Source organism: Burkholderia sp. AU27893, from assembly GCF_002223205.1.
Lineage (GTDB): Bacteria > Pseudomonadota > Gammaproteobacteria > Burkholderiales > Burkholderiaceae > Burkholderia.
The window spans coordinates 1,141,624-1,164,353 of record NZ_NKFD01000005.1 but is presented as its reverse complement, the minus strand read 5'-3'; the positions used below and the strand labels follow the sequence as shown (position 1 = coordinate 1,164,353).

20 protein-coding genes are annotated in these 22,730 nt (G+C 65.5%); 9 read left to right on the top strand and 11 right to left on the bottom strand.

Going from position 1 to position 22,730, the window contains the following annotated elements; all coding sequences use genetic code 11:
* Positions 1-14: 14 nt before the first annotated feature.
* Entirely contained in the window at positions 15-2,000 is a 1,986-nt protein-coding gene (locus tag CFB47_RS37425; protein ID WP_089464258.1) for a gamma-glutamyltransferase family protein, read from the bottom strand.
* Between the two features lie 223 nt (positions 2,001-2,223).
* Entirely contained in the window at positions 2,224-3,180 is a 957-nt protein-coding gene (locus tag CFB47_RS37420) for a LysR family transcriptional regulator (protein ID WP_089464257.1), read from the bottom strand.
* Between the two features lie 102 nt (positions 3,181-3,282).
* Here CFB47_RS37420 and CFB47_RS37415 point away from each other — a divergent pair, with 102 nt between their 5' ends.
* The 4 genes from CFB47_RS37415 to CFB47_RS37400 all read left to right on the top strand — a co-directional run bounded on the left by CFB47_RS37415 (position 3,283) and on the right by CFB47_RS37400 (position 7,639).
* On the top strand, positions 3,283-4,407 hold the full coding sequence (locus CFB47_RS37415) for an aryl-sulfate sulfotransferase (RefSeq protein WP_089464256.1): 1,125 nt from the start codon (positions 3,283-3,285) through the stop codon (positions 4,405-4,407).
* Between the two features lie 58 nt (positions 4,408-4,465).
* The gene (locus CFB47_RS37410; RefSeq protein ID WP_089464255.1) at positions 4,466-5,821 is read left to right on the top strand and encodes a uracil-xanthine permease family protein; all 1,356 of its coding nucleotides are present in this window, start codon (positions 4,466-4,468) and stop codon (positions 5,819-5,821) included.
* A 285-nt stretch (positions 5,822-6,106) separates the two neighbouring features.
* Positions 6,107-6,619 (top strand): DUF2165 family protein, encoded by a 513-nt coding sequence (locus tag CFB47_RS37405; RefSeq protein WP_089459716.1) that lies wholly within the window; start codon positions 6,107-6,109, stop codon positions 6,617-6,619.
* Between the two features lie 81 nt (positions 6,620-6,700).
* On the top strand, positions 6,701-7,639 hold the full coding sequence (locus CFB47_RS37400) for a tyrosine-type recombinase/integrase (protein ID WP_089459715.1): 939 nt from the start codon (positions 6,701-6,703) through the stop codon (positions 7,637-7,639).
* Positions 7,640-7,680: 41 nt separating this feature from the next.
* Here CFB47_RS37400 and CFB47_RS37395 read toward each other — a convergent pair whose 3' ends face one another.
* The 4 genes from CFB47_RS37395 to CFB47_RS37380 all read right to left on the bottom strand — a co-directional run bounded on the left by CFB47_RS37395 (position 7,681) and on the right by CFB47_RS37380 (position 10,212).
* Complete coding sequence (locus CFB47_RS37395) at positions 7,681-8,160, bottom strand: RES family NAD+ phosphorylase (RefSeq protein ID WP_089444625.1); 480 nt, start codon at positions 8,158-8,160, stop codon at positions 7,681-7,683.
* Positions 8,157-8,612 carry an antitoxin Xre/MbcA/ParS toxin-binding domain-containing protein gene (locus CFB47_RS37390; protein ID WP_089464254.1) on the bottom strand — a complete coding sequence of 152 codons (456 nt, stop codon included), beginning with the start codon at positions 8,610-8,612 and terminating at the stop codon, positions 8,157-8,159. The genes CFB47_RS37395 and CFB47_RS37390 overlap by 4 nt, the downstream gene beginning before the upstream one ends.
* A gap of 362 nt (positions 8,613-8,974) precedes the next feature.
* On the bottom strand, positions 8,975-9,178 hold the full coding sequence (locus CFB47_RS37385; RefSeq protein WP_089464253.1) for a DUF1289 domain-containing protein: 204 nt from the start codon (positions 9,176-9,178) through the stop codon (positions 8,975-8,977).
* Positions 9,179-9,570: 392 nt separating this feature from the next.
* Positions 9,571-10,212, bottom strand: a complete 642-nt coding sequence (locus tag CFB47_RS37380) for an HD domain-containing protein (protein WP_011349307.1) — start codon at positions 10,210-10,212, stop codon at positions 9,571-9,573.
* 214 nt (positions 10,213-10,426) lie between these two features.
* Here CFB47_RS37380 and CFB47_RS37375 point away from each other — a divergent pair, with 214 nt between their 5' ends.
* The 4 genes from CFB47_RS37375 to CFB47_RS37360 all read left to right on the top strand — a co-directional run bounded on the left by CFB47_RS37375 (position 10,427) and on the right by CFB47_RS37360 (position 14,503).
* Positions 10,427-11,392, top strand: coding sequence for a GlxA family transcriptional regulator (locus CFB47_RS37375; RefSeq protein ID WP_043185412.1), 966 nt, complete (start codon positions 10,427-10,429; stop codon positions 11,390-11,392).
* 319 nt (positions 11,393-11,711) lie between these two features.
* On the top strand, positions 11,712-12,023 hold the full coding sequence (locus CFB47_RS37370) for a DUF4148 domain-containing protein (protein ID WP_219846206.1): 312 nt from the start codon (positions 11,712-11,714) through the stop codon (positions 12,021-12,023).
* A gap of 323 nt (positions 12,024-12,346) precedes the next feature.
* Positions 12,347-13,060: a dienelactone hydrolase family protein gene (locus CFB47_RS37365; RefSeq protein ID WP_089459711.1), complete on the top strand. Its 714-nt coding sequence runs from the start codon at positions 12,347-12,349 to the stop codon at positions 13,058-13,060.
* Positions 13,061-13,660: 600 nt separating this feature from the next.
* Positions 13,661-14,503, top strand: coding sequence for a hypothetical protein (locus CFB47_RS37360; RefSeq protein ID WP_089464251.1), 843 nt, complete (start codon positions 13,661-13,663; stop codon positions 14,501-14,503).
* Between the two features lie 113 nt (positions 14,504-14,616).
* Here CFB47_RS37360 and CFB47_RS37355 read toward each other — a convergent pair whose 3' ends face one another.
* The 4 genes from CFB47_RS37355 to CFB47_RS37335 form a co-directional block, all read right to left on the bottom strand.
* Positions 14,617-15,960, bottom strand: coding sequence for a hypothetical protein (locus CFB47_RS37355; RefSeq protein WP_089464250.1), 1,344 nt, complete (start codon positions 15,958-15,960; stop codon positions 14,617-14,619).
* Between the two features lie 101 nt (positions 15,961-16,061).
* On the bottom strand, positions 16,062-17,342 hold the full coding sequence (locus tag CFB47_RS37350; protein ID WP_089444617.1) for a hypothetical protein: 1,281 nt from the start codon (positions 17,340-17,342) through the stop codon (positions 16,062-16,064).
* Positions 17,343-17,905: 563 nt separating this feature from the next.
* Positions 17,906-18,847, bottom strand: a complete 942-nt coding sequence (locus CFB47_RS37345) for a LysR family transcriptional regulator (protein ID WP_089464249.1) — start codon at positions 18,845-18,847, stop codon at positions 17,906-17,908.
* A 299-nt stretch (positions 18,848-19,146) separates the two neighbouring features.
* Positions 19,147-20,445, bottom strand: coding sequence for an adenylosuccinate synthase (locus CFB47_RS37335; RefSeq protein ID WP_089459706.1), 1,299 nt, complete (start codon positions 20,443-20,445; stop codon positions 19,147-19,149).
* A gap of 139 nt (positions 20,446-20,584) precedes the next feature.
* On the opposite strand from CFB47_RS37335, the gene gcvA reads away from it, so the two are divergent.
* Positions 20,585-21,490 carry a transcriptional regulator GcvA gene (gene gcvA / locus CFB47_RS37330; RefSeq protein ID WP_089444614.1) on the top strand — a complete coding sequence of 302 codons (906 nt, stop codon included), beginning with the start codon at positions 20,585-20,587 and terminating at the stop codon, positions 21,488-21,490.
* Between the two features lie 177 nt (positions 21,491-21,667).
* On the opposite strand, the gene CFB47_RS37325 is transcribed toward gcvA, so the two are convergent.
* A complete protein-coding gene (locus CFB47_RS37325) occupies positions 21,668-21,976 on the bottom strand; it encodes a hypothetical protein (protein ID WP_046547226.1) in 309 nt (102 codons plus the stop codon).
* Positions 21,977-22,730: the final 754 nt, after the last annotated feature.

Here is a 22,730-nt window from a genome sequence, read left to right as displayed (position 1 = left end):
CGCGTCCTGCCCGGTTACGGCCGGAACGTATCGCCGAGCACGACGCCTTCACGCCGCGGATCGGTGCCGCCCTGCAATGCGGGCGACTGGCCGACCGTCACACGCATCACGGTATTGACGCCGCTCGCCTGCGCGGAGGTCGAAACCTTGTGCCCGAGTGCGAGCAGCCCCGTGATCAGCGGATCGTTCGCCCCGTTGTTCGCCGTATTGACGTTCGGGTGCTCGCCGCCGATCGTGGTCGTCGGGCTGTTGCTCGCACCGAAGTCGACGAGCCCCGCCGACTGCTGCGCATCGAGCCCCCAGTCGAGCGCGCCGACGAGCGTCTTGACCACATATTGCGGAATCGTGCCGCCGCCCGGCGAACCGGTCGCCATCACGAAATCGCCACGCGAACCGTCCGCGGCCTGCCCGAACACGATCGTCGGCGCCATCGAACTGCGCGGCCGCTTGCCCGGCTGCAGGCGGTTGGCCACCGGATTGCCCGCGCTATCGACCGGATTCGCGGAAAAATCGGTCAGCTGGTTGTTCAGCAGGAAGCCGTTGGTCATGTGGAACGAACCCATGCTCGACTCGACCGTCGTCGTCGCGCTCAGCACGTTACCGTCGCCGTCGACGATCGTGAACTGGTTCGTACCGTGCTCGATCAGCGTCGTGTCGACACCAAGCGGCACCGCGCCCAGATTGCCGGGCTGTGCGGTGCCCATGCTCTTGGCCGGATCGATCAGCGCCGCGCGCGATTTCAGGTACGGCTTGTTCAGCAGCGTGTTCCACGTGCCGCCCGGCAGCGGCACGAAATCGGTATCGGCCACGTACTTGTCGCGGTCGGCATACGCAAGCCGTTCCGCCTCGGTGATGAGGTGCACGCCCGCAACGGTCGGCTTGCCGCCTTCGAGATCGATCGCCGTGGGCTTCAGCGACTTCAGATCGTAATTCTCGAGAATGCCGAGCGCCGACGCGACCGCGATGCCGCCCGACGACGGCGGCGGCATCCCGCACACCCAGTAGCTGCGATAGGTCGTGCACACCGGATCGCGGCGCTTCGCCTGGTACGCGGCGAGGTCGGCGACGGTCGTCTTGCCCGGCGTGAGCGTCGACCCGTCCGCGCCCTTCGTCGTCGCGATCTTCGCAACGATGTCCTGCGCGATCTGCCCCGTGTACAGCGCGTTCGCACCCGACTGCGCCATCAGCGTCAGCGTGCGCGCATACGCGGGATTCTTCAGCACGGTGCCGAGCGTCTTCGGCGAGCCGTCGGCGTTCAGGAAATACGCGGCGGCCTCGGGGTCGCGCTTCAGGTTCGCGGCGTTCGCCGCGATCGCGTCGGCGAGCCGGCCACCGATCGGGAAGCCGTTGGTCGCAAGCGTGATCGCATCGCCGAACAGGCTCTGCCACGGCAAGCGGCCGTGATCCTGCTGCAGTGCCTCGATCAGCCTCGGCACGCCGATCGTGCCGATCGAGCGGCCGCTCGCCCGTGCGTTCGGCAGCGGTGCGGAGTGGTCGGTCGCGTCATCGACGTAGCGCAGATAGTTCTCCGTCGCGGCCGCCGGCGCGGTTTCCCGGCCGTCGTACGCCTGCAGCGTCTTGCCGCGCGCATCGTAGTAGAGCAGCACGCCGCCGGACCCGAGGCCCGTCGCTTCGGGCACGGTCAGGCCGAGCACGGCCTGCACGGCGACTGCCGCGTCGGCGGCCGTGCCGCCCTTCTTCAGCACCGCGCAGCCGGCCGCGCTCGCGTACGCGTTCGACGTGGCCACCAGATAGGTCTTCGCATAAACCGGCTTCATCCCGGTGCGATAGCCCGACGACGCTTCCGGCAGCGACGGGTCGCCCGGCTGGTTCGAGCCCACCACGACCGTCGCGCCGCTGTTGTCGACCGCGAGGCAGCTCGCATCGGTGGAAGGTGTCGGCGTGCGGCCTGCTTCGTTCTCGACGTCGCCGCCGCATGCCGTCAACAGGGCGGCCGCGAGCAACGCGGACGCATACGGAAAAATCGCTGTTCTGTTCATTGTCTGCCGATGTTCTCGTAGGTCGTTGCGATGGACATCACGCTGCCTGCGACCCCCTCGGTGCGCCGGCAACGCGTTCGATAGTCCCACGAACAGAATTTTTTCCGCAATAAGGGATTGGCGTCGCGCGGCCGGATGTTGTGTGCGCAACGTCACCGATTACGCACGCGGGTTCGCGTGCTGCACTGCATCGCAGTGCGATGCGCCCGCGCGGCCGATGGCGTTACTTTGCTGCCCGACGGCGCTTGCCGGCTGCGCCACCGTCGCGCGCGAAGCCGCTCTCCATCGCTTCGATCGCCTCGGAGAAGAACTCGAGAAACATCGTCATCGCAACGGTCGCGCTCATGTCGGCCCGCTGATAGATACAGCTGAACGAGCGCGCCCCCGCATCGGCAAGCGGCGTCCACGCGAGCCGGCCGGCGGCCACGTCGTCCGCGACGTTCTCGGCGATCAGGAAGCCGACACCCGCGCCTTCGGCCGCGAGGCGCCGCACCATCGGCACCGAGCCCGTCTCGATCAGCGGCCGCACGTTGCGCGGCTGCCGCGCATCGATCTGGTCGAACATTGCGCGCAGTTCCGTGTCGGGCGTCATCAGGATGAGCGGATGCGCGAAACAGTCGCGCAGCCGCACCTTGCCGCCGGCCGCCGCAAGTGGGTGGCCGGGCGCCGTGACGACACCCAGCGGCTGAGCGAATGCGCGCACCTCGACGACGCCCGCCGCCGTGCGCCGGCGCAGCGCATAGCCAATATCGGCCTCGCCTGTCTCGACCCAGCGCACGATGCTCTCGCCGTTTCCCGAACGCACGCTGTACGTGACGCCCGGATAGCGCCGCATCGCAGCGAGGATCGCGTCGGGCACGAGCCTTTCCGCGGTGGATGCGGGCACTGCCAGGTTCACGTGCCCGCGACGCAGCGCACGCAGGTCCTCGACTTGCGTGAGCGCGTTGTCGAAGTCGCGCTGGCCGCGCCGCACGGCCGCGATCACGATCTCGCCGGCGAGCGTCAACTGCATGCCGCGCGGCAGCCGGTCGAACAGCGGCACGCCGACCTGGTCCTCGAGATTGCGGATCTGCTGGTGCACCGCCGCAGCGGTCAGGTGCAGCGCGTCGGCCGCCTTGCGAATCGAGCCGCGCCTCGCGACCTCGTCGAAACAGCGGAATGTCTGCGATATCGAACGCATGAAAGGTCCGTTAGATTTTTCCGAACAGGCCGTCAAGAATAATCCAGTTTTACTGACTGTCCGGATCGTCTAGATTCCGCTGCATCCCCGCATCCTATTCGAATGGAGACTGCAGTGACAACCGTCGACCAGATTACCCAGCGCCGCCGCGGCGTCGGCCTCATCGCCCACGATCCCGCCCTGTCCGCGGGCGGCTATACGCTCATCGCGCCGCAGACGGCCGACGGGAACGTCTATCTCGTCGGCATCGACGGCGAAGTCGTGCATCAGTGGAAGATGCCCGTGCGCCCCGGCCGCCATGCGGTGATCCTCCCGAACGGCAACCTCGGCTACAACGGCAACCATCCGCAATCCGAATCGCGCTATGCGCCGTGGTCGATGTGGCATGGCGGCGACTTCTACGAAGTCACGCCGCAAGGCGAAACCGTCTGGCGCTACGAGGATCCCGCGCACCACCACGATGCGCAGTGGCTGCCGAACGGCAATCTGCTCTACGCCGCGTGCGAGCCGGTCGACGCCGCGTTCGCGAGGCGCGTGCCGGGCGGCACGCCGCACGGCGACGACGAGGTGATGTATGCGGACGTGATCCGCGAAGTGAACCGGGCCGGGCAGATCGTCTGGGAATGGCATGCGCGCGACCATCTGCGGCCCGAGGATTTCCCGATCGCGGCCGGTTTCGGGCGCTATCACTGGCCGCTCGTCAACGGCCTCGCGGTCGATGCGAACGGCCGCGTGCTGATGAGCCTGCGCACGACCTCGGGCATCATCGGCGTGAATCGCTCGACCGGCCGCGTCGACCTGCGGATCGGGCCCGACGTCGTTTCCCACCAGCATGCGCCGGTGCCGCTTCCGAACGGCAACATCCTCGCGTTCGACAACGGCAATTTCCGCCACGGCGCGCACGTCGTGTTCTCGCGCGTCGTCGAGATCGATCCGGCGACGCAGCGCGTCGTGTGGTCGTATGCGGATGATGTCGTGAACCTGTTCTACACGCCGTTCATGGGCAACGCGCAACGCTTGCCGAACGGCAACACGCACATCACCGAATCGTCGACGGGCCGGCTGTTCGAAGTGACGCCCGCCGGCGAGGTCGTCTGGGAATACGTGATTCCATGGTTCGCCGAATACCCGGATGAAGCCGCGCGCAAGACCGGCCCCGGGCAGCTCAACAGCGTATTCCAGACGTTCCGCTACAGCGCCGCGCAACTGCCCTGGCTGCGGGCCTGACCGTTCGTTCACCGTCGGTTTCCGGCGCTCGTCGCCGTTCGCTTCGAAGGGGCCTGCCGTGTCGCACGATCCGATCTCAACACCCGTCGACGCACGGCTGCCCGCCTGGCAGCTCGCGCTGTTCGGGCTGCAGCATGTGCTGTCGATGGCCGCGTCCCCGATCACGGCCGTGTTCCTGATTGCAAAAGTGCTCGCGCTGCCGGCGGACCTGACGGTCCAGCTGATCGGCGCGACGTTCTTCGCGTGCGGGATCGGCACGCTGGTCCAATCGCTCGGCGCCGGGCCGATCGGCGCACGCATGCCGTTCGTGATGGTGCCCGGCGGTGCGCCGACGATGCTGTTCGCCGGGATCGCCGCGCAATCGGGCCTGCCGACGGCGGCCGGCTCGGCGTTGCTGGCCAGCGCGTTCTACTGGGTGCTGTTGCCCGTCTTCACGCGCTGCCTGCGGCTCTTTCCGCGCGTCGTCGTCGGCGCGATGCTGCTGCTCGTGTCGGTCAACCTGATCCGGATCTACGCGGCGATCGTCGTCGGACAGCCCGGTTCGGCCGACTTTGCCCAGCCGCGCGCGCTCGGCCTCGCGCTGGCCACGATCGTCGCTACCGTCGTCGTGGCCGGTACGTTTCGCGGCACGCTCGGGCGTCTCGCGGTGCTGATCGGCCTGATGGCCGGTGCGACGCTCGGCTGGGCGCTCGATGCGATGCCGGCGCTCGCCGACGTGTGGCGCGGCCCGCTGTTCACCCATCCGGTCTGGCTGCCGTTCGGGATGCCGCGCTTCGACCTGCTGGCCGCGCTGCCGCTGCTGATCTTCACCGCGATCTCGATGGCCGAGGCCACCGCGCAGACGGTCGCCGTCGGTGAAACGTGCGGCAAGGCGATCTCGCTGTCGCGCGACGTGCCGAAGACGATACGCGGCGATGCGCTGGCGTCGCTCGCCGGCGCGCTGTTCGGCACGCCGCTGATCGTGACCAGCGCCGAGAATATCGGTGTCGTGCAGACGACCGGCGTGCGCTCACGCTACGTGACGGCTGCCGCCGGCGCGATCCTGATCGTCATCGCGCTGTTCGCGCCGCTCGCGCGGCTCGCGTATGCGATTCCGGCCGCCGTGGTCGGCGGCACCGCGCTGGTGGTGTTCGCGATGATCGGCGTGATGGGCATCCGGCTGCTCGCCAGCGTCGACCTGCACGCGCGCGCCAACCAGTACACGCTCGCGGCCGCGCTCGTCGTCGGCCTCGCGCCGATCCTGGTGCCGAACCTGTATCGCCATTTCGGCGCACCGGTGCAGATCGTGCTCGGCAACGGCATGGCGGCCGGCACGCTCGCGGCCATTGCAACGCAACTGGCGTTCGCTGCGCTGGCGCGACTGAGCGGACAGGCGGGAACGGCAGCGGCAACCGCGCCTTCGCGCGACGCCTGACGGCGCCGGCCGGCAGCGCGACACGCGCGCGGGCCCCGCTTGACGGCTCCCGTCGTTCGACCGACAATCGCCGCTCCCTCCTGGCGCGGGCACTCGATCCAGCCGGCGCGTGCGTCTCCTCGACGCCGCCCCGGCTTCAGGTTTTCCAGTCCCGATCTCCGCGCCGCCGTGCCACGCACGCAAACCGCCGGCCCCGCCGGACACGCCCACGCAGGTATCGCCCCGAACGCCGGCTGATCGCCGCGCGGTCGCGCTTTCGCCTGCCCATTCATTTCGGAGTCCATTATGATGGTTCGTCTCTCCAAGTCAGCCATGGTGCTTGCCATGGCCTTTTTCGCCTCGCTCGTCGCGTTCGGCAACCTCACCGACTACGCGACGAATTTCGCGTTCGTGCATCACGTGTTCCTGATGGACACGACGTTCCCCGGCAACGGGATCATGTATCGCGCAATCGGCACGACATGGGTTCATCATGCCGGCTATATCGGCATCATCTCGATGGAAACGCTGACGGCCGTGCTGTGCTGGATCGGCGGTGTCCGCCTGCTGCACGCGCGACGCGCCGGCGATACGGCATTCCGCGCGGCCAAGGCGTATGCGATTGCCGGCCTGACGCTCGGCTTCCTCACGTGGCAAGTCGCCTTCATGTCGGTCGGCGGCGAGTGGTTCGGCATGTGGATGTCGAAACAATGGAACGGCGTGCCGGATGCGTTCCGCTTCTTCATCACGCTGCTGCTCGTGCTGGTCTACCTGACGATGAACAACGACGGCATCGACGACACGCGTACCGCGCACTGACACGTCGCTTGCATCGGGCCGGGCGGCCAATAGGACATCGGGACGATTGCCGGCGTGACCGCGTCCGGCTATAAATCGTGCATGGATACGAATCGCTGGATTCAGGACCCCGTTGGCGCCTTCCGCACGTGGCAGGAAACCGCCGCGACCGGCGCCGATCGCCGGCCGTTCGCGCCGCGATCGGTCGTGCAGCATGTCGCGATGTTCGAACGGTTCCTGCGTTATCTGATCGCACGACGCGTGTCGCTGGCCACGTTCGGCCCCGACCACGTCGCGGCCTTCCTGGCGGAACTCGAGCGCACCTGCGCGCCCGGCACGTCGACCCGCGTGCGCTACGCGAAGCTGATCGACCGGCTGGGCCGGCACCTGGTCGAAATCGGCGTGCGCACGATCCATCCGGCCGGCCGGACGACGCGCGATCTCGCCTGGCCGGAAGGCGAACCGGAGCCGTGCTATCTGCCGCCCGATGCCGACGCGGCGCTGCAGCGCCACGTGCAGCCGCAAGCAAACGACACGCTGACCGACTGCAGGAATCGCGCGATCGTCGCACTGCTGCTTGCGAGCGGCATCACGTCGGCCGAGATACGGGCGGCGACCTGCGACGCGCCCGATCTCGACGCGCAGCCGCCTGCGCTCGCCGTGCCGCGCGATCGGGCGCGGCCGGCGCGTCGAATCACGCTCGCCGAATTTGCGCTGGCGCCGCTCGCCGCATGGCGGACGCGCTCGGCAGACACGCCTCCCTCCGCGTTGCTGTTTCCCGCGCCCCGCGGCGGCGGCGCGATGAACGACATGTTCCTGCTGCTCGTGGTGCGCGACGCGCTGACCGCGATCGGTTTCCACGCGGCGGACATGAGCCCGCGCGTGCTGCGCAATACGTATGCGCGCCGCCAGTTGCTTGCGGGCCACGCGCATGCCGACGTCAGTGCGATGCTCGGTCTCGTCAGCACGCGGACGGTCACGCGTATCCGGCAAACGCTGCCGCCCGATGCGGCCGCGGATCGCGCCGCGCACGAGCGCTGAACCCGCCCGCGCTCGGCGCGGGCCGCGTGACGTTCGGCGCCCTATTCGCCCGGCGGCGACTGGATCAGCCGCAGAATCCGCGTGTCGTACGGCGAATGCATGACTTCGGCGATACGGACCTCGGAAGCGGCCGGATGGAGCGGATTCAGCAGGAAGTTGTGCGCGTGCGGCACGACGACGCTCGGCACGCGCAGCAGCGCGCTCGGCTGCGTGTGCAGCCATTCGGTGCCGGCGCTGCGTGTCCAGTCGACGTTGGTTCGCCAGTCGTCCGGCGCGTCGCCCTCCGCGATTTCGGCGATATCGACCGAATCGGCCACCTCGATGCGAAGCAACTGGTATCCGCTCGGCAATTGCGCGACCGTGGCGATTTCGAAATGAACGAGCGTCTCGAGCAGGGCGAGCGCCGGATGCTCGGCGAGATACACGACGGGCTGCCCGGCAAAATGCCAGCGCCCGCCGGCGCGCAACCCGCCGATCCCTTTCAGGTCGGCGAAATTGCTGATCCGCCACAGCGTCGTCAAGCGAAGTACCCCTCGTCGATCTGCGTGAGGGCTTCCTCGACGAGCCGCGCGCCATGCTCGGTGCTCGCCATGTCGAGCGACGTGCGGCCACCGAAGCGCTGAAGCCCGTTGCGCAGCCACGCCATCGCCTTCTGCTGGTCGCCGAACGTGGCGGTCGCCTGCGCGACGATGCGCGCGAGACGGATCGCCTTGTCTGATTCCTCCTGCGACAGGCGTTCGTGCGCCTGACGACGATGGCTCAGCGTGCGACGCGGAATGATGAAGGCCAGCTCGTCGGATTTCAGCCCGCGCTCGGACAGACGGTCGATCACCGAGACGTCGATGCGGGCGCTCGCCAGCTCGGCAAGATCGGCCCCCGATCGGACAGGGATCGCCAGCAGCTGTTCGAGAATCGTGAATTCGGCCTGACGCGGATGCGCGACGCCCGAAGGATGGAAAGCAATGGTGCTCATGACCTCTCCCGGCAATTTGCCCAATCATTATAGGCGTTTTGCCGACAACCTGTGGGCGCGGATGAGGGGCGTGCCTGCGGTGCTCGTCGGGTGCCTGCGAGGCGAGGACGAAGTGCCCCATCCATATGGAAAGCAAGCTTCTGTGGCCGCGAATCGAAGATTCGCCCGGGGGATGGGGTGCAACTATTCAGTATATAAAGTCCCGACAAACGCCGTACGTTTGTCACGTAACAACTTTTTAACTGATTTCGTTTTCTCCAATTTGGCCGGCTCATCCTTCCCGGCAAGGTCGATCGGTTCGATCAGGACAAATGGACGTTCTTCAAGCGTGCCGCATCACCCGGAACGCCGCCCCCGGCGATTCACCGTCCATCGCGACGGAACCGCATCGCCGTGCACTCGTGCCGGATACGCTCCCATATCGCGCGTTTCTCGTCGTCGGTCATGAACACCCATTGCGAGACCTCGTCGGCCGTTCGGCCGCATCCCTTGCAGACATCGTCGAACAACGTCGAGCACACACCGACACAGGGGCTGTCGGGTAAGTCATGAAGTGTGGAATTCATCGGAACGTTCGTATCGGTTGAAAATCCGGCAGCGTTACGAATTACGCTCCCATACACGGGTACCTTTCGGTCCGCGACACGGCCGATGCCACAACACGAACCCGCCCCGCTTGCCTCGACGCCGCCGACAGCCGAACCTGTGTCGTCGCGATGCCCGCGCCATGAGGATCACTGCGCGATCGCGCCAGACGTCCTGCACCGGTGCGGGGCCACCCGCGCCGGCTGTCCGAATGATGGCGTTATCGCCGGACGATGCCGCGTTCACGTGTGCCCGGGTTCGATCGTGCGGTTGCCATATACAGTCGCACGACTTGGCCATTCAGGAGCCCCGATTCACTTTTCGCGCACGACCGCCACTCAATATCCGGGATCGTGCGCCATACCGCGAGCAATCAGCCGGCCCACGCGGACGACCGGATCACGCTGCAGAAATTGCCTGCGTGGAAATGCGGATCCTTGTCGGCGAGCACGTCGGCCTTCACGTTGCCGAACGTCGTGTCAGGCTTGTGCTTGATCCCGTCGTAGAACGCCTGAATGATGTCTTCCTTGAAGTGCGGCGTACGCGGATGCGCACGAACGACGGCCTCGCGCTCCACATCGCTGTATTCCGGATACGTCAGGCCCAGCACATCCATCTCGACGCCCGCGGTAACGAGCGCGATCACCGGATGCATGTGCTGCGGGATGCCCGGCGTGGTATGCAGCGCGATCGAGGTCCACACGACGTCGATATCCTGCTGCGAAATGCCCTTGCCCTTCAGGAAATCGCGTGCGGCGTTGGCGCCGTCCACCTCGAAACGCTCGCATGCGCTGCTGTGTTTGTGCGTGAGCCCCATGTCGTGGAACATGCAGCCGCAGTAGAGCAGCTCGGGATCGTATTTCAGCCCGCGCCGCTGGCCCGCAAGCGCCGCGAAATAGAACACTCGGCTGGAATGATGGAACAGCAACGGAGACGCGGTATCGCGAACGAGCTCGGTGATTTCGCGCGTCAATTGGCTATCGGGAATGGTGATGCCTGCAACGTTCTCAGTCATGATCGACCTCCATTGAAAACACCCTCGATTCTCCGGCGTCCGACAGCTGTCTCCAATAGACGTGTTACGTCAAATCCTGCCATTTTGCGCGACGAACGGACACGGTGCCCGCGCAGGAGGAAGAACGCCGGAAACAGGTCCGTCTGCGAGCATCGCGCGCCGCTGGCGCCTCTATACTGCTACCCGTCACGTTCGACACGACACACCATCGATCATGCCGAAGGTCGTAGGAATTTTCGCCGTTCCGGGCGTTCAACTGCTCGATGTCTCCGCACCGCTCGACGTCTTCGCGCAAGCGAACGCCGAATGCGGGAAGCCGTTCTATACGTTGCGGATCATCGCCAGCGAGTCCGGTCCGATCCGCAGTTCGTCCGGTGCGCAGTTGCTGCCCGACTGGATCGTTCCCGACATTCCTGAACGCATCGACACGCTGCTGGTCGCCGGCGCGCCGAGCGCCGGCCGGATCGCACTGCGCACCGACGTCCTCGCGTGGCTGCGGGCGGCGGCCGTGCAGAGCAAGCGCTACGGCTCGATCTGCACCGGCGCGTTCATCCTCGCGGCCACCGGCCTGCTGAAAGGCCGCCACCTGACCACGCACTGGGCTGCGGCCGATGCGCTTGCCGAAGCGTATCCGTCGCTCGCCGTCGACGCGGACGCACTGTACGTGCGCGACGGCAAGCTGCGCACCGGCGCGGGCGTCACGGCCGGGCTCGATCTCGCACTCGCGCTGGTCGAGGAAGATCTCGGCCGCGAGATCGCGCGGCGCGTCGCCGCTCAACTGGTCATGTTCTTCAAGCGCCCCGGCGGACAACTCCAGTTCAGCCGCAAGGGCGAGGCACGCCCCGCCGGACGTTCGGTACTGCAGGAGGTTCAGCGCTGGATCGCGGCGAATCCGGAACTCGAGCATTCGGTAGCGGAAATGGCGAAGCATGCGGGCATGAGCCCGCGCCACTTCGCACGCCTGTTCCGCGCGGAAGTCGGCATGACGCCGGCCGCATGGGTCGAGGCGACCCGCATTTCGGCCGCCCGCCATTTGCTCGAGAACGGTCACGACACGCCGAAACAGGTCGCCGCGAAATGCGGCTTCGCGAATGTCGATACGCTCAGGCGGTCGTTCACCCGGCACGTCGGCATCACCCCCGCCGAATACCGGAAACGGCAGGCAGTCCTGGTCGAGTGACGCGGCCGTGTGCCACAAATACGGCACGAGCGATAGAAACAGCCTCACGCAAATACTTCGGAATGCGATTTAACTGATCATTTTGTGGCCCCGACCGATCGACGGCATCGCCCCACACATGGCTCCGTCCGCAGTTCCTATCAGGCGCCGGACAGCCTCGCAATCATCAGACGAGATGCCCGCCACCCCGGATCGTTTACCCAGTTGCAATAATTATTCGCTGGAACGCGTATTTCCGACCGGTAACGCGATCGCTACGATGCAATCAACCGCTGAACGCAACAAGCGAAGCGCGAAATCAATGAAACCGGAGGTCATCATGAAGTCGTTCATCTACGCTGTCGTCGCCGCAACCGCCCTGTCCGCCTCGTACGGCGCGTTGGCACAATCGAATCCGTCGGGCCAGCTGACGCGTGCCCAGGTCCGCGCGGAACTCGTCCAGCTCGAACAGGCCGGCTACAAGCCCGAAGTCTCCGATCAGTATTACCCGCGCGCGCTGCAGACCGCCCAGGCCCGCGTGACGAACGCCGATGAAACCGGCTACGGCGCACAAGCCGCCGCTGGCGTACGCGCCGGCCGCGCGATCGCAGTCAAGCAGGATGGCCGCGACTCCGTGTATTTCGGCCAGTAAGCCGGACACGCGACCGCGTATTCCGATACGCGCGCAGCAAACGAAACACCCCGCTCCCGTTCGTCGGGGCGGGGTGTTTCGTTTTCCGGTCGGCCGCTCCCGAAGCGGATTGCGCGCCCCGATCGATGCAATCTTGCGAGTCGCGTGCCGCGCGGCTTCGTTCACGACGGCAGCCGGTGTTTGCGCATAGAATGGCCGCGTGGTCGGCGCCGGCCGAAACGAACGCGAGCGGAACCACGACGCCCGGCTTGCCCGATCGTCGCCGCGCCCGCAGGCCGGCCCCGATGCCGCACTCATCGCATTTTTCGAAAAGGAGCGGTTTCATGTCTCAAACATCCGGTTCCATGATCACGTTTCGACGCCCGGACGGCCAGGAACTGCAGGGCTATCTCGCCACGCCGGCGAAGACCGAAGGCGCACCCGCGGTCGTCGTCATTCAGGAATGGTGGGGGCTGAACGACCAGATCCGCGGCGTCGCGGATCGCCTCGCGCGCTGCGGCTACTTCGCGCTCGTGCCCGACCTGTATCGCGGCAAGTCGACGGTCGAGGAAGAGGAAGCGCACCACCTGATGACCGGGCTCGATTTCGGTGACGCGGCCTCGCAGGACATTCCGGGCGCCGTGACGCATCTCAAGACGCTTGCCTCTCGTGTCGCGGTGACGGGTTACTGCATGGGCGGCGCACTCACGCTGCTGTCGCTGCAGTTCGCCGATGCGGACGCGGGCGTCACGTGGTACGGCCTCCCGCCGCTCGACTACCTGGATCCGGCGAAGCTCAAGGTGCCGCTGATGGGTCACTGGGGCACGCAGGACGCGTTCTTCGCGATCGACCAGGTCGATGCGCTCGAGAAGAAGCTGACCGATGCGAAGGTCAATGTCGAATTCCATCGCTATCTCGCGCATCACGCATTCGCGAACGAAACGGCTGTCGGCCCCGGCCGCATCGCCGGCACGCAGTTCGATCCGGTGTGGTCGCAAATGGCGTGGGATCGCACGCTGACGTTCTTCGGCCGCACGCTTTGGGAACAGCAGGGGTAACGTAACGCCGCCTCCCACGCGAGCGGCTACGTAGACTGCGGAAAAAGGAAACGGAAACGCCACGGATTTTCATTCGTGGCGTTTTCGTTTTCGCGTCGGGCAACCGCCGCGACCAGGGGCAACGGCTTCCCCCTGCACGTTGTCTTGCTTACCCGTTCGTCGCCGTTGCCGACGCAGGCGCCGGAGCAGCCGGCTGCATCGTGATGCCCGCCCTCCCCGAGCAACGCTTCACGGCTGCACCGGATACCGACGTGCAAACGCCTGCACGACCGATTCATGTCCATCGCAAAGCCGCGAGCCGTGGGGGGTGCTGAAAGCATGCAAAAGTATCGTCGACACGCGCCCCGGGTCATCCAGGCTGCGATCGATCTCTCGGGAGACATACGAAGCGCGCTCTTCCGGTATCGCAACGCACCGTTGCGGACGCCCGACTACAAGAGCGCTGAACGGGCGGCCACGATGAAAATTACGCTTGCCATATTCATACTCCCACTCACAGGCACGCTATGATGTGATCCTAATCAATACGCCGCGCATTCGCCCAAGCGCCCCATCGCCGCATTTTCCGACGCGCCTCCTCATCCCGAGAGAACGAGAAAAATGGACCACGCACAGTACTTCAACCAAAGCTCGATTCAAGCCGCGAATCTTCGCCTGCACTATCTGTCGCAGTTGCTGCGTGAGCAGACTGGCTCGGTTGTCCAATACGGCATCCTTCGCGGGTATCCCGTCGGTGTCAGCCAATGGGCGGAGGTTGCGGTGGGCGGCTACCTGCTCGGCACCTACGAGATCGCCATTTGCGCGATTCTCGAAGCACTCGGATCTCCCGAAAAGGTGCTGGTCGACCTGGGGGCGGCCGACGGGATTTTCGGCATCGGCCTGGTCAGAAACAACGTCTTCGCGCGCAGCCTGTGTTTCGAGATGGACGAACAGCGCCGCCAGGCCATCCAGCATCGGGCAGCGGAAATGGGGCTGGCGGACCGGGTCGCCGTCTACGGCCAGGCCGATCGCAACCTGCCGGCGATCCTGGCGGAACACGGCGGCACGCCGGCCGAGCGGGTCATCCTGTGCGATATCGAGGGCGCGGAGTTCGAGCTGTTCGACGATGCGCTGCTGGAAAAGCTCTCCGGCAGCCACGTCATCATCGAAATTCACGATTTCCTGCTTTCCGACCCGGAGCAAGCCGCACGGGCGTTCGATGCGTTGTGCCAGCGCGCCGGCGAGCATTTCCACGTGTACGAGATTCGCGACGGGTTGCGCGACATTCGCAACATCCCGTTGCTTCGCCACTGGTCGGACTGGGACGCGTGGCTGATGTGCGTCGAGGCGCGTTACCGGATGATGCGATGGCTCTGGCTCGAGCCGAAAAGCCAGCCGCGACGCTCCAGCCACGACGTCGATCAACTGATCCTCGACTACCAGCGCCGGATTTTCGCCGTCTAACGCACGCGAACCGACGCGCCATTCAAGCGCGTCGGATACCGGTGTGCAACGCGGCCGCCACTCCCGCGGCGCCGGAACCGCGGGAAGCGTGGGCAGGCAGTGCGTCCCGCACCTCAACCACGATTACGACGGTCGATATCCGACGCATCCGATCGCATCACGACTGCGCGGAAGCGATCCGGATAGCCCATGTAGTGAATCATGAAACTGTCCGCATCATAGAGAGACGGATGCGAGTTCAACGAGACGCAGTCCGACAGCGGAATCGTTGCGTTTCCACCCGCGGCCTCCCACGTGGACACAAATGCCATCTGGTCTCCACCCGACGAGTAGACGCCAAGTTTATCGGGCACGGCATCGATGGTCGCTTGAACCCGTTCGAGATACGCGCGACATTCGGGTGTGTTGGAGAAAACCATGAAGCCGCTGTTTAGCCGATGGTTGGAAATGTCCCGCACCAGCGTGAAAGATTGCTTGCTTGTGACTTCGTGAATCGGGTGTTGAGGAGTATGAATCAGAATATCCGCATCGATCCACCCCACCTGCTGGTGGGCATCGAAATGATGAAGCAGCAATGCAGCCTTGTTCCAGTTGCCCGTTACGTTGCGATCCAGATGAGCCGGCGTATCCCGGTAGATGTAGTGCGTGTAGCCGTGACGCCGGCAGTAGGCGGTGATGTTGCGCTCGGAAATGACGGCGTACAGCGAAATGTTCGGCGTATAGCTCGTGATCAACGCGAACGGCTGGCCCGGGTTGACGACTTCGAACGGCGCGCCGGAAACCGGTGTCATGTCGACGTCGTCGTACAGCCGGCCGCCACGTGCCTGGACCGTATTGAGGTAGTCGACAAGGCGGCTCGTGACTCGATCGTCGTGGACGTTCTTGTGTACGCTCGGATTGAGCGACAGCACGAAGGCCGAGTGTTCGGGCAGATGGTGGCCGAAGGGGATGAAGAGCAGGCTGCTCCATGCGGCGCCATCGAGAGGCTGGTCGTATGGTGTTGCCGGAATACCCTCCAGCTCGAAGTGGTTCCAGCGGCTTGCACCATATTCCGCTTCATGGTCGCGCAGCACGTCGAGAACACCGTCGAGCCACTGCAGTGCAGCGGGACCTGCTCGAAGCATGAAGAAGCACCCGTCCGGGCGATTGTGGACCGCACATTGGGCAATCCAGTACGTCGCGTCACCGATCACGCGATCCGCGGCAAGCGGCTCGTACATGACCGCCGAATCGTCGGCAAAGATCAGCAGCGTATCGGCTCGCGCCGCGACCACCGCCTTTCTCGCCAGGCTGTACTTGTATAAAAGACGGATGCGATCGCTATTGCCCGGACTGCCGATCGCATGCGCCGTGTGCGTATATCCATGCCGTGCGCAGTAAGCGCGATGATTGTCGAGTACGGCATCGGCCGGGTGAGCCAACAGAATCGAATGAAAGGAAATGTGATCGCAACTCATGCGGTAGATCCGGAACTTGTACGACGGGGCAGGTTTGGTGTCTTCATCGCGTCATCCCAGCCGCCCCGACACCTGATGTGCCAATGCCCTTCGTTGCGACATCATGCGTTCGCCTCCCGCATCACGATATCCCATGCGGCATGACACGCCTGCCCGGGCAGCGAGCGCGCACTCAGCGCCACCCGATCGTTCTGCTTCACGTCGAACTTGAAACTGTGAGGCAGTGCCAGCGGCTGCATTTCGCCGTTGTGTTCGATCCAGGCGCACATGGCCGACGGCTGTCCGGTCAGGTGCGACAGGCTGACGTCGATTTCCGCCCGCTCGCACGTCACCGCGAACTCGACCCGGTGGGGCGCCCACGCATTGAGTGAGCAGCCGTGCGGATTCCGGAACGAGACGCCTGCGGCAAGACGCGGCAGGTTCGGCAGCACGTCCTCGTGCGCGGCGACGAGCGCCAGCCCGATCGCGGCGAAACGCTCGACGTGCGGCGCATCGAGCGCGGCCGGTTGTTCCCGGGCGTCGGCTTCGAGCGCCAGCGCAAACGCCTGCCCGAGTTCCATCGCGCGCTGCGCATCGCGGCTCAGATAGCGCCAGCGGTTCAGGTAACGGATGTCTCCGGTCATGTGCAGGCCGCGAATGCGCGCGCCGCGATGCTCGAGCACGACCTGTCCCGTATCGAGATCGTGCCGCTCGTGAAGCCCCCACTTCGTGACGAAGTTGTGCTCGCAACCCACGAGCCGAACATGACCGAGCCCGCCCCATAAATGCAGGAACGTCGTATCGAGCCCGTAGATCGCGGCAAAGTCCTGGCCAATCTTTCCCGCCTGTTCGTGAACGTGCTGCGCGAACCGCGCCCAGGCCACGCGGCCGCCCACGACGAGCCCCGCCTGCAGCGGATGCTTCAGCCGGTCGAGTACGTCCTGAATGCATTGGCGCTTCAACGCCTCCTTCCGCTCGCCGACGATCGGGCTCGTCACGAATTCGCAGAAGTGTGCGTCGGGCGCGACATGCAGGTGATCGTCGTCGGGGACGACGTCGAAGATGTCGAAGTGCGGCCCGGGAAACCAGATGTCGGCGTCGTAGAGTGCGAGCGTGCGCAGCTCGGGGCTCGTGTCGAAGACCGCGGCCGCCGAGATGTAGCGGTCGTAGGGCAACGCGCCCGCCCCGACCCCGGTGTAGACCTCGATACCGTTGTCCAGCAGCCGTTGCTGCTTGTCCGCGGACAGGCCGTAGCCGATGACGCCGATACGGCCCCGGTAGTCGGTCGCGCGCAGCGAAACGATGAACGGGATGACCATCTCGTACCAGGCCTGCCTGTTGTCGTCGATCGCCAGGGCGACGAGGTGGCGACGATGCGGCTCACGGTTGTCTGGTGTGCTCATAGGTGTGATCTGGCATCGAGAGCCATGGGTGCCGCGGGCTCCGCGAGGGGTTTTTCGTCGCGAGAAGCGGTGATTTGATTCACGTCGGCGAGCAATTTGCCGGCTGCCCCTCGATAGAATCCTCGGAGGAAATGATTCGAAACCCCGCCCTACGCGCATTTCGGTTGGCGCAGCTTGGTTGATTGTAATGGAGTTCAAATGCACCCGGTGGGGTCGGTGGAACCGACCCCGAACCCGAGTGAGTCGCGGTTGGAACGGGAGATTTCCTGCCTGGTTGAATGGTCAGGCGAGGCGGATTCCGTTGCCTGACGGGCAAATTCGGCGGGCGTCATCCGCTGCAATGCGGCAGTGGAGACGATTCTCGTTTTTGAAGTCCACGACGAGTGGCCGTTTCCGACGACAGCTGGCGGCGTTATCGGGAACGCGTTCGGCACGCCGGTCACCCGGGCGTCATTGCCCGGGTCGACCTCGAGGATGCAGCCGATATCCGCGAAAAATACAGGACTACGTATTATTTACGTGATTGATGCGCGACGTCGTACTCACACACCGAAGGTTCGACTTCAGGACTTGCAGGAAGCATGCAGTGCGGCCTCGTCGGTGGCCAGCATTTCGGGCACGCATTCGCGCAGGAAATCGACGAACGTACGGATCTTCGCGTCGAGATACTGCCGCGATGCGTACAGCGTGTAGACCGTCAGCTTCTGCAGCCGGTAGTCGGGCAGCACGCGCACCAGCGAGCCGCTCGCCAGCGCGGGCAATGCCGACGACATCGGCAGCGAACCGATGCCAAGGCCGGCGCGCAGCGCCGCGCCGAGTGCATCGGCGATGTTCACCTGGAAATCCGGCAACGGCAGGTCGAATGTCTCGGGGCCGTCAGGACCGTCGAGGTGCCAGCGGTCGCGCGGAAACACGGGCGTGACGATCTGCAGGCACGCATGGCCGTCGAGCTCGCTCACCGTGCGCGGCGTACCGCGCTCCTTCAGATACGCGGGCGACGCACACAGCACGCTGTGCACCTCGCCGAGCCGCTGCGACACAAGCCCCGAATCGGGCAACTCCGTCGCGCTCAACTGCAGCGACACGTCGTAACCTTCGTCGATGATGTCGGGCACGTGCTGCGATAGCGTCAGCTCGACCGCGACCGATGGATAGCGCTGCCGGTAGCGCACCACCGCGGGCACCACGTAGGCCTGGCCGAAGCTCGTCGTCGCATGGACATGCAGCCGCCCGGACGGCTTTGCCTGTGCGTCGGCCGCCTCGGCTTCCGCTTCGTCGATATAACCGAGGATGCGCTGGCAGCGGTCGAGATAGCGCTGCCCGGCGTCGGTCAGCGCGATGCGGCGCGTGCTGCGGTTGAGCAGGCGCGTGCGCAGGTGCGTTTCGAGCTGCGCGACCGACCGCGATGCGTAAGCCGTCGTGATGTCCAGGCGCTGGGCTGCGCTCGTGAAGCTGCCCTCTTCCGCCACCCGGACGAAAATGCGCATCATCTGTAACGTGTCCATCGACCTGTCCCCGGGATTGAGATCACGTCGCGCCACCGCGCGACCATGGTGCCGGCAGCGCCGGCGCAGGCCGGTCTGGCGCGAATTGTGCGGAACAGTACAGCAGCAGTGCAGACGTGTCCAGTTCGCCGTATGCGGCGTGATCCGGACGCCGAATCGTGTCGCCGAGCCGCCGCGCGCGCGGTGTCCGGACCGCGCGCATACGCGCTCCGGCGCACCGGCGCACGACCGGCATCGGATCGGCAAAAACTACCCGCCAACCCCGATGCCGCCACGCGATTCACGGCATGTACGACGTATCAGGCCGCGGCGGCCGCATCGAACGGATGACGCAACACGATCGTGTCGTCGCGCTCCGCGCCGGTCGTGATCATCGATACCGGTGCGCCGGCGACCGCTTCGACGCGCGCAATGAAATCCTGCGCGGCGCGCGGGAGCGCCGCACGTTCACGTACCCCCTTCACGGTGCCGCGCCAGCCGTCGAACCGCTCGTACACGGGTTTCGCTCGCGACTGGGCATCGAGGCTCGCCGGCAGGTGATCGACCCGCACGCCATCGAGTTCGTAGCCGACGCACAGCTCGATCGACTCGAAACCGTCGAGCACGTCGAGCTTGGTGAGCGCCAGCGAATCGATGCCGGAGATCCTGACGGCCTGACGCAATTGCGCGGCGTCGAGCCATCCGCAGCGGCGCGGCCGGCCGGTATTCACGCCGAACTCCTGCCCGCGCGCACGCAGCGTTTCGCCGGTCGCGTCGGACAGCTCGGTGAGGAACGGGCCGCCGCCGACCCGCGTCGCATACGCCTTCGTGACGCCCAGCACGTGGCCGAGCTTCGACGCACCAAGCCCGGTACCGGCCGCCGCCGCCGAGGCAACGGTGCCGGACGACGTCACGAACGGGTACGTGCCCCAGTCGATGTCCAGCATCACGGCTTGGGACCCTTCGAACAGGATGCGCTCGCCGCGGTCGGTCGCGTCGTTGAGATCGGCCCAGACGGGGCGCACGAACGGCAGGATCCGCGGCGCAAGGTCGACCAGCGTCGCCAGCATCGCGTCACGGGAATACTCGTCGAGCCCCAGGCCACGGAACCACGCGTTGTGATGGTCGACGAGCACATCCAGTTTGGCGGCGAGTTGGCCTGGTTCCGCGAGATCGCCGACCCGCAGCCCGCGACGCCCGACCTTGTCCTCGTAGGCCGGGCCGATCCCGCGCAGCGTGGTGCCGATCGGCTCGCGGCGCAGACGCTCCTGAGCCTGGTCGATCGCGCGGTGGATCGGCAGCACCAGCGTTGCGTTCTCGGCGATCGACAGGTTGTCCGGCGTCACCGACAGCCCGAGCTCGGCCATCCGCCCGATTTCCGCGAGCAGCGCTTCCGGATCGAGCGCCACGCCGTTGCCGATCACGCCGCGCTTGCCGCGTACGACACCGCTCGGCAGCAGCGCAAGCTTGTACGTCTTGCCGCCCACGACCAGCGTATGACCCGCGTTGTGGCCGCCGTTGTAGCGTGCGACGAGATCGGCCTGTGCCGCCAGCCAGTCCACGACGCGCCCCTTACCTTCGTCGCCCCATTGGGCGCCCACGACCACCACGTTCGGCATGCTCCGCTCTCCATGTGAGAAATTCAGACAATCGTTCGGCCGAGCCGGCCGTTTGTGTGCCATATTGGCGGAGCTTGAGCACCCGATCAAACGATTAAACCTGAACCATTGTGTGAGTAAATATCACACGAAAGATGCAATGGCCCGACGACTCCCTCCGCTGAATTCGCTGCGCGCGTTCGAAGCCGCCGCGCGTCTCGGCAGCTTCACGCTGGCCGCGGACGAACTGTGCGTGACCCACGGCGCGATCAGCCGGCACGTACAACAGCTGGAAGCCTGGCTCGGGCGGCCGCTGTTCGAGCGCCATAACCGGCGGGTCGAGCTGACCGACTCGGGTCGCGCGTATCTCGCCGAGGTCGGCGCGTCGTTCGACCGGATCGCGCTCGCCACCGCGCAGCATTTCGGGCACGCGCAGCAGCGCGTGTTGCGCGTAAGCGCGCCTGCGACGTTTTCGTTGCGCTGGCTGGTGCCGAAGCTGTCGTCGTTCCAGGTCGCCCATCCGGCCATCGAGGTGCGGCTGTCGACGTCGAACGAGCCGATCGACAAACTGCGCGATAAGGTCGACCTGATCGTTCGCGGCGGCCCGCAGGCCATCGACGGTTACGTTGCCGAGGAATTCCTGTCCGAAGTCCGGCTGCCGGTGTGTGCGCCGAAGCTGCTAGAGGGCCGGCCGTTGCATACGCCTGCCGATCTGGCGGCCTTCACGCTGCTGCACGCTGCCACCTATCCCGGCATGTGGCCTGAATGGCTCGCGGCAGCCGGACAGCCGAATCTCGTGCCGCGCCACTCGCTCACGCTCGAGCATTTCTACCTGACGCTGCAAGGCGCACTCGACGGGCTCGGCGTCGCGATGGGTCCGATCGCGCTCGTCGCAGACGACATCGCAGAGGGGCGGCTGGTACAGCCGTTCAGCGAACCGGCACTCCCGCCGTGGCGCTACTTCACGTACGTGGCCTCGGCACGCGCGAACGACGATGCGGTGCGGGCATTCAAGGACTGGTTGAAGGTGGCGGGAAATACGGCCGCGCCGGGCGTGCGGAATTGACTGCGTCGGTGTGCGGAGCGCGCGCCAAGACAGAAAGGAATGCGAAACAAATAACGCAGGCGCCTGCGTCGCGTTTGCCTTCGTCGATGCCGGGAATGCTGTATTCGATGTGCGCCGCGGAGCCGCGACGCACGCGGCAAGCCGCGGATCGAACCGTGGCTTGCCGCCGGACGGCGCTTACTGGCTAGCGCCGGCGGCTTTCTTCTCCGCGTTCTGCAAGTTCTGCGGATAGTTCGGATCATTGGCCGCGGGCTTGTAACCGGCGTCTTCGAGTTTCTTCAGCTCGGCGTTGTTCTTCGCACGCGCTGCCTTGTGCTCTGCCTTGCGTTGAGCCCGGGCCGCCTTGCGTGCCTGGCTCTTCGCTGCCTTCGCGTCCTGTGCCGCGGGTGCGCTGGCGTCGGTCTGCGCGAACGCAGGAACTGCCGAGCCGAACAGGAACGCGGCTGCGGTAGCAGCCAGCGTGAGTTTTCTGATCTGGATTTGCATCGCTGAACTCTCTTTTCTGGTTTATCACGGATTGAAAGACCATCGAGATACCGCCCCTGCCCCGATCGGTTGTCATGCCGCGTTCGGGACCTGTGCATCATAACCGCGCCGCGAAAAATGTGGCGCCAACGTGAGAACGGAGTTGGGGATACACGTATGGGAGAAAACGTGGATACCGGTCGACGGTCACGGACAGGACGAACTGTGTCGCATGGAGCGATGCGTGTGCCGATCGTGCTGCTGCGGCGACAGTAAGCGGTCGATGTACCCAGGATTCAGCGTGGAGGATGGTCCATGTACGCGCGGTACCGTGCGAGGCGAGATATCCACGACTGTTTCATAGGTGGTGTTGCCGGCATGCTCGCGCCTGATGTGACTGTTATCAGGCCAGTCGCGATCACAGCATCAGCAGGCGAACTGTGTGCTGTGTTGCCAATCGATGCGGCTCAAGCGGCGGTTCCTCCCATAAACGGCCACGATTCGGTTTTGCAGCGATCAAGGTATGCACGATTGCATCTCCACGGCGCACAGCATTCGCGATCCGGCAACCAATCGCCGCACTGTGATGCCGAGCGTTACCTGAGCCGGTACAACGCGTCACCGCGTGGTCCTGTGGTCCGTATGACGAATGGTGTGAACTCATTTCGTGCGGTGAAGGCAACGGCGGGATTCGCTTCACGGCTGCGCCGACAGTGCGGCACCCACGTCGCTGCGCTCGTCTGGTGACCGTGGCACGTTGGGTTGCGATGTCGCG

Bases quoted from the DNA above. Each gene is read 5' to 3' on its own strand.
- CFB47_RS37380 (WP_011349307.1), bottom strand. From the start codon at position 10,212: ATGACTGAGAACGTTGCAGGCATCACCATTCCCGATAGCCAATTGACG.
- CFB47_RS37360 (WP_089464251.1), top strand. From the start codon at position 13,661: ATGGACCACGCACAGTACTTCAACCAAAGCTCGATTCAAGCCGCGAAT.
- CFB47_RS37400 (WP_089459715.1), top strand. From the start codon at position 6,701: ATGGATACGAATCGCTGGATTCAGGACCCCGTTGGCGCCTTCCGCACG.
- CFB47_RS37385 (WP_089464253.1), bottom strand. From the start codon at position 9,178: ATGAATTCCACACTTCATGACTTACCCGACAGCCCCTGTGTCGGTGTG.
- CFB47_RS37390 (WP_089464254.1), bottom strand. From the start codon at position 8,612: ATGAGCACCATTGCTTTCCATCCTTCGGGCGTCGCGCATCCGCGTCAG.
- CFB47_RS37355 (WP_089464250.1), bottom strand. From the start codon at position 15,960: ATGAGTTGCGATCACATTTCCTTTCATTCGATTCTGTTGGCTCACCCG.
- CFB47_RS37425 (WP_089464258.1), bottom strand. From the start codon at position 2,000: ATGAACAGAACAGCGATTTTTCCGTATGCGTCCGCGTTGCTCGCGGCC.
- CFB47_RS37335 (WP_089459706.1), bottom strand. From the start codon at position 20,445: ATGCCGAACGTGGTGGTCGTGGGCGCCCAATGGGGCGACGAAGGTAAG.
- gcvA (WP_089444614.1), top strand. From the start codon at position 20,585: ATGGCCCGACGACTCCCTCCGCTGAATTCGCTGCGCGCGTTCGAAGCC.
- CFB47_RS37415 (WP_089464256.1), top strand. From the start codon at position 3,283: ATGGAGACTGCAGTGACAACCGTCGACCAGATTACCCAGCGCCGCCGC.
- CFB47_RS37365 (WP_089459711.1), top strand. From the start codon at position 12,347: ATGTCTCAAACATCCGGTTCCATGATCACGTTTCGACGCCCGGACGGC.
- CFB47_RS37370 (WP_219846206.1), top strand. From the start codon at position 11,712: ATGAAGTCGTTCATCTACGCTGTCGTCGCCGCAACCGCCCTGTCCGCC.
- CFB47_RS37325 (WP_046547226.1), bottom strand. From the start codon at position 21,976: ATGCAAATCCAGATCAGAAAACTCACGCTGGCTGCTACCGCAGCCGCG.
- CFB47_RS37350 (WP_089444617.1), bottom strand. From the start codon at position 17,342: ATGAGCACACCAGACAACCGTGAGCCGCATCGTCGCCACCTCGTCGCC.
- CFB47_RS37405 (WP_089459716.1), top strand. From the start codon at position 6,107: ATGATGGTTCGTCTCTCCAAGTCAGCCATGGTGCTTGCCATGGCCTTT.
- CFB47_RS37345 (WP_089464249.1), bottom strand. From the start codon at position 18,847: ATGGACACGTTACAGATGATGCGCATTTTCGTCCGGGTGGCGGAAGAG.
- CFB47_RS37420 (WP_089464257.1), bottom strand. From the start codon at position 3,180: ATGCGTTCGATATCGCAGACATTCCGCTGTTTCGACGAGGTCGCGAGG.
- CFB47_RS37375 (WP_043185412.1), top strand. From the start codon at position 10,427: ATGCCGAAGGTCGTAGGAATTTTCGCCGTTCCGGGCGTTCAACTGCTC.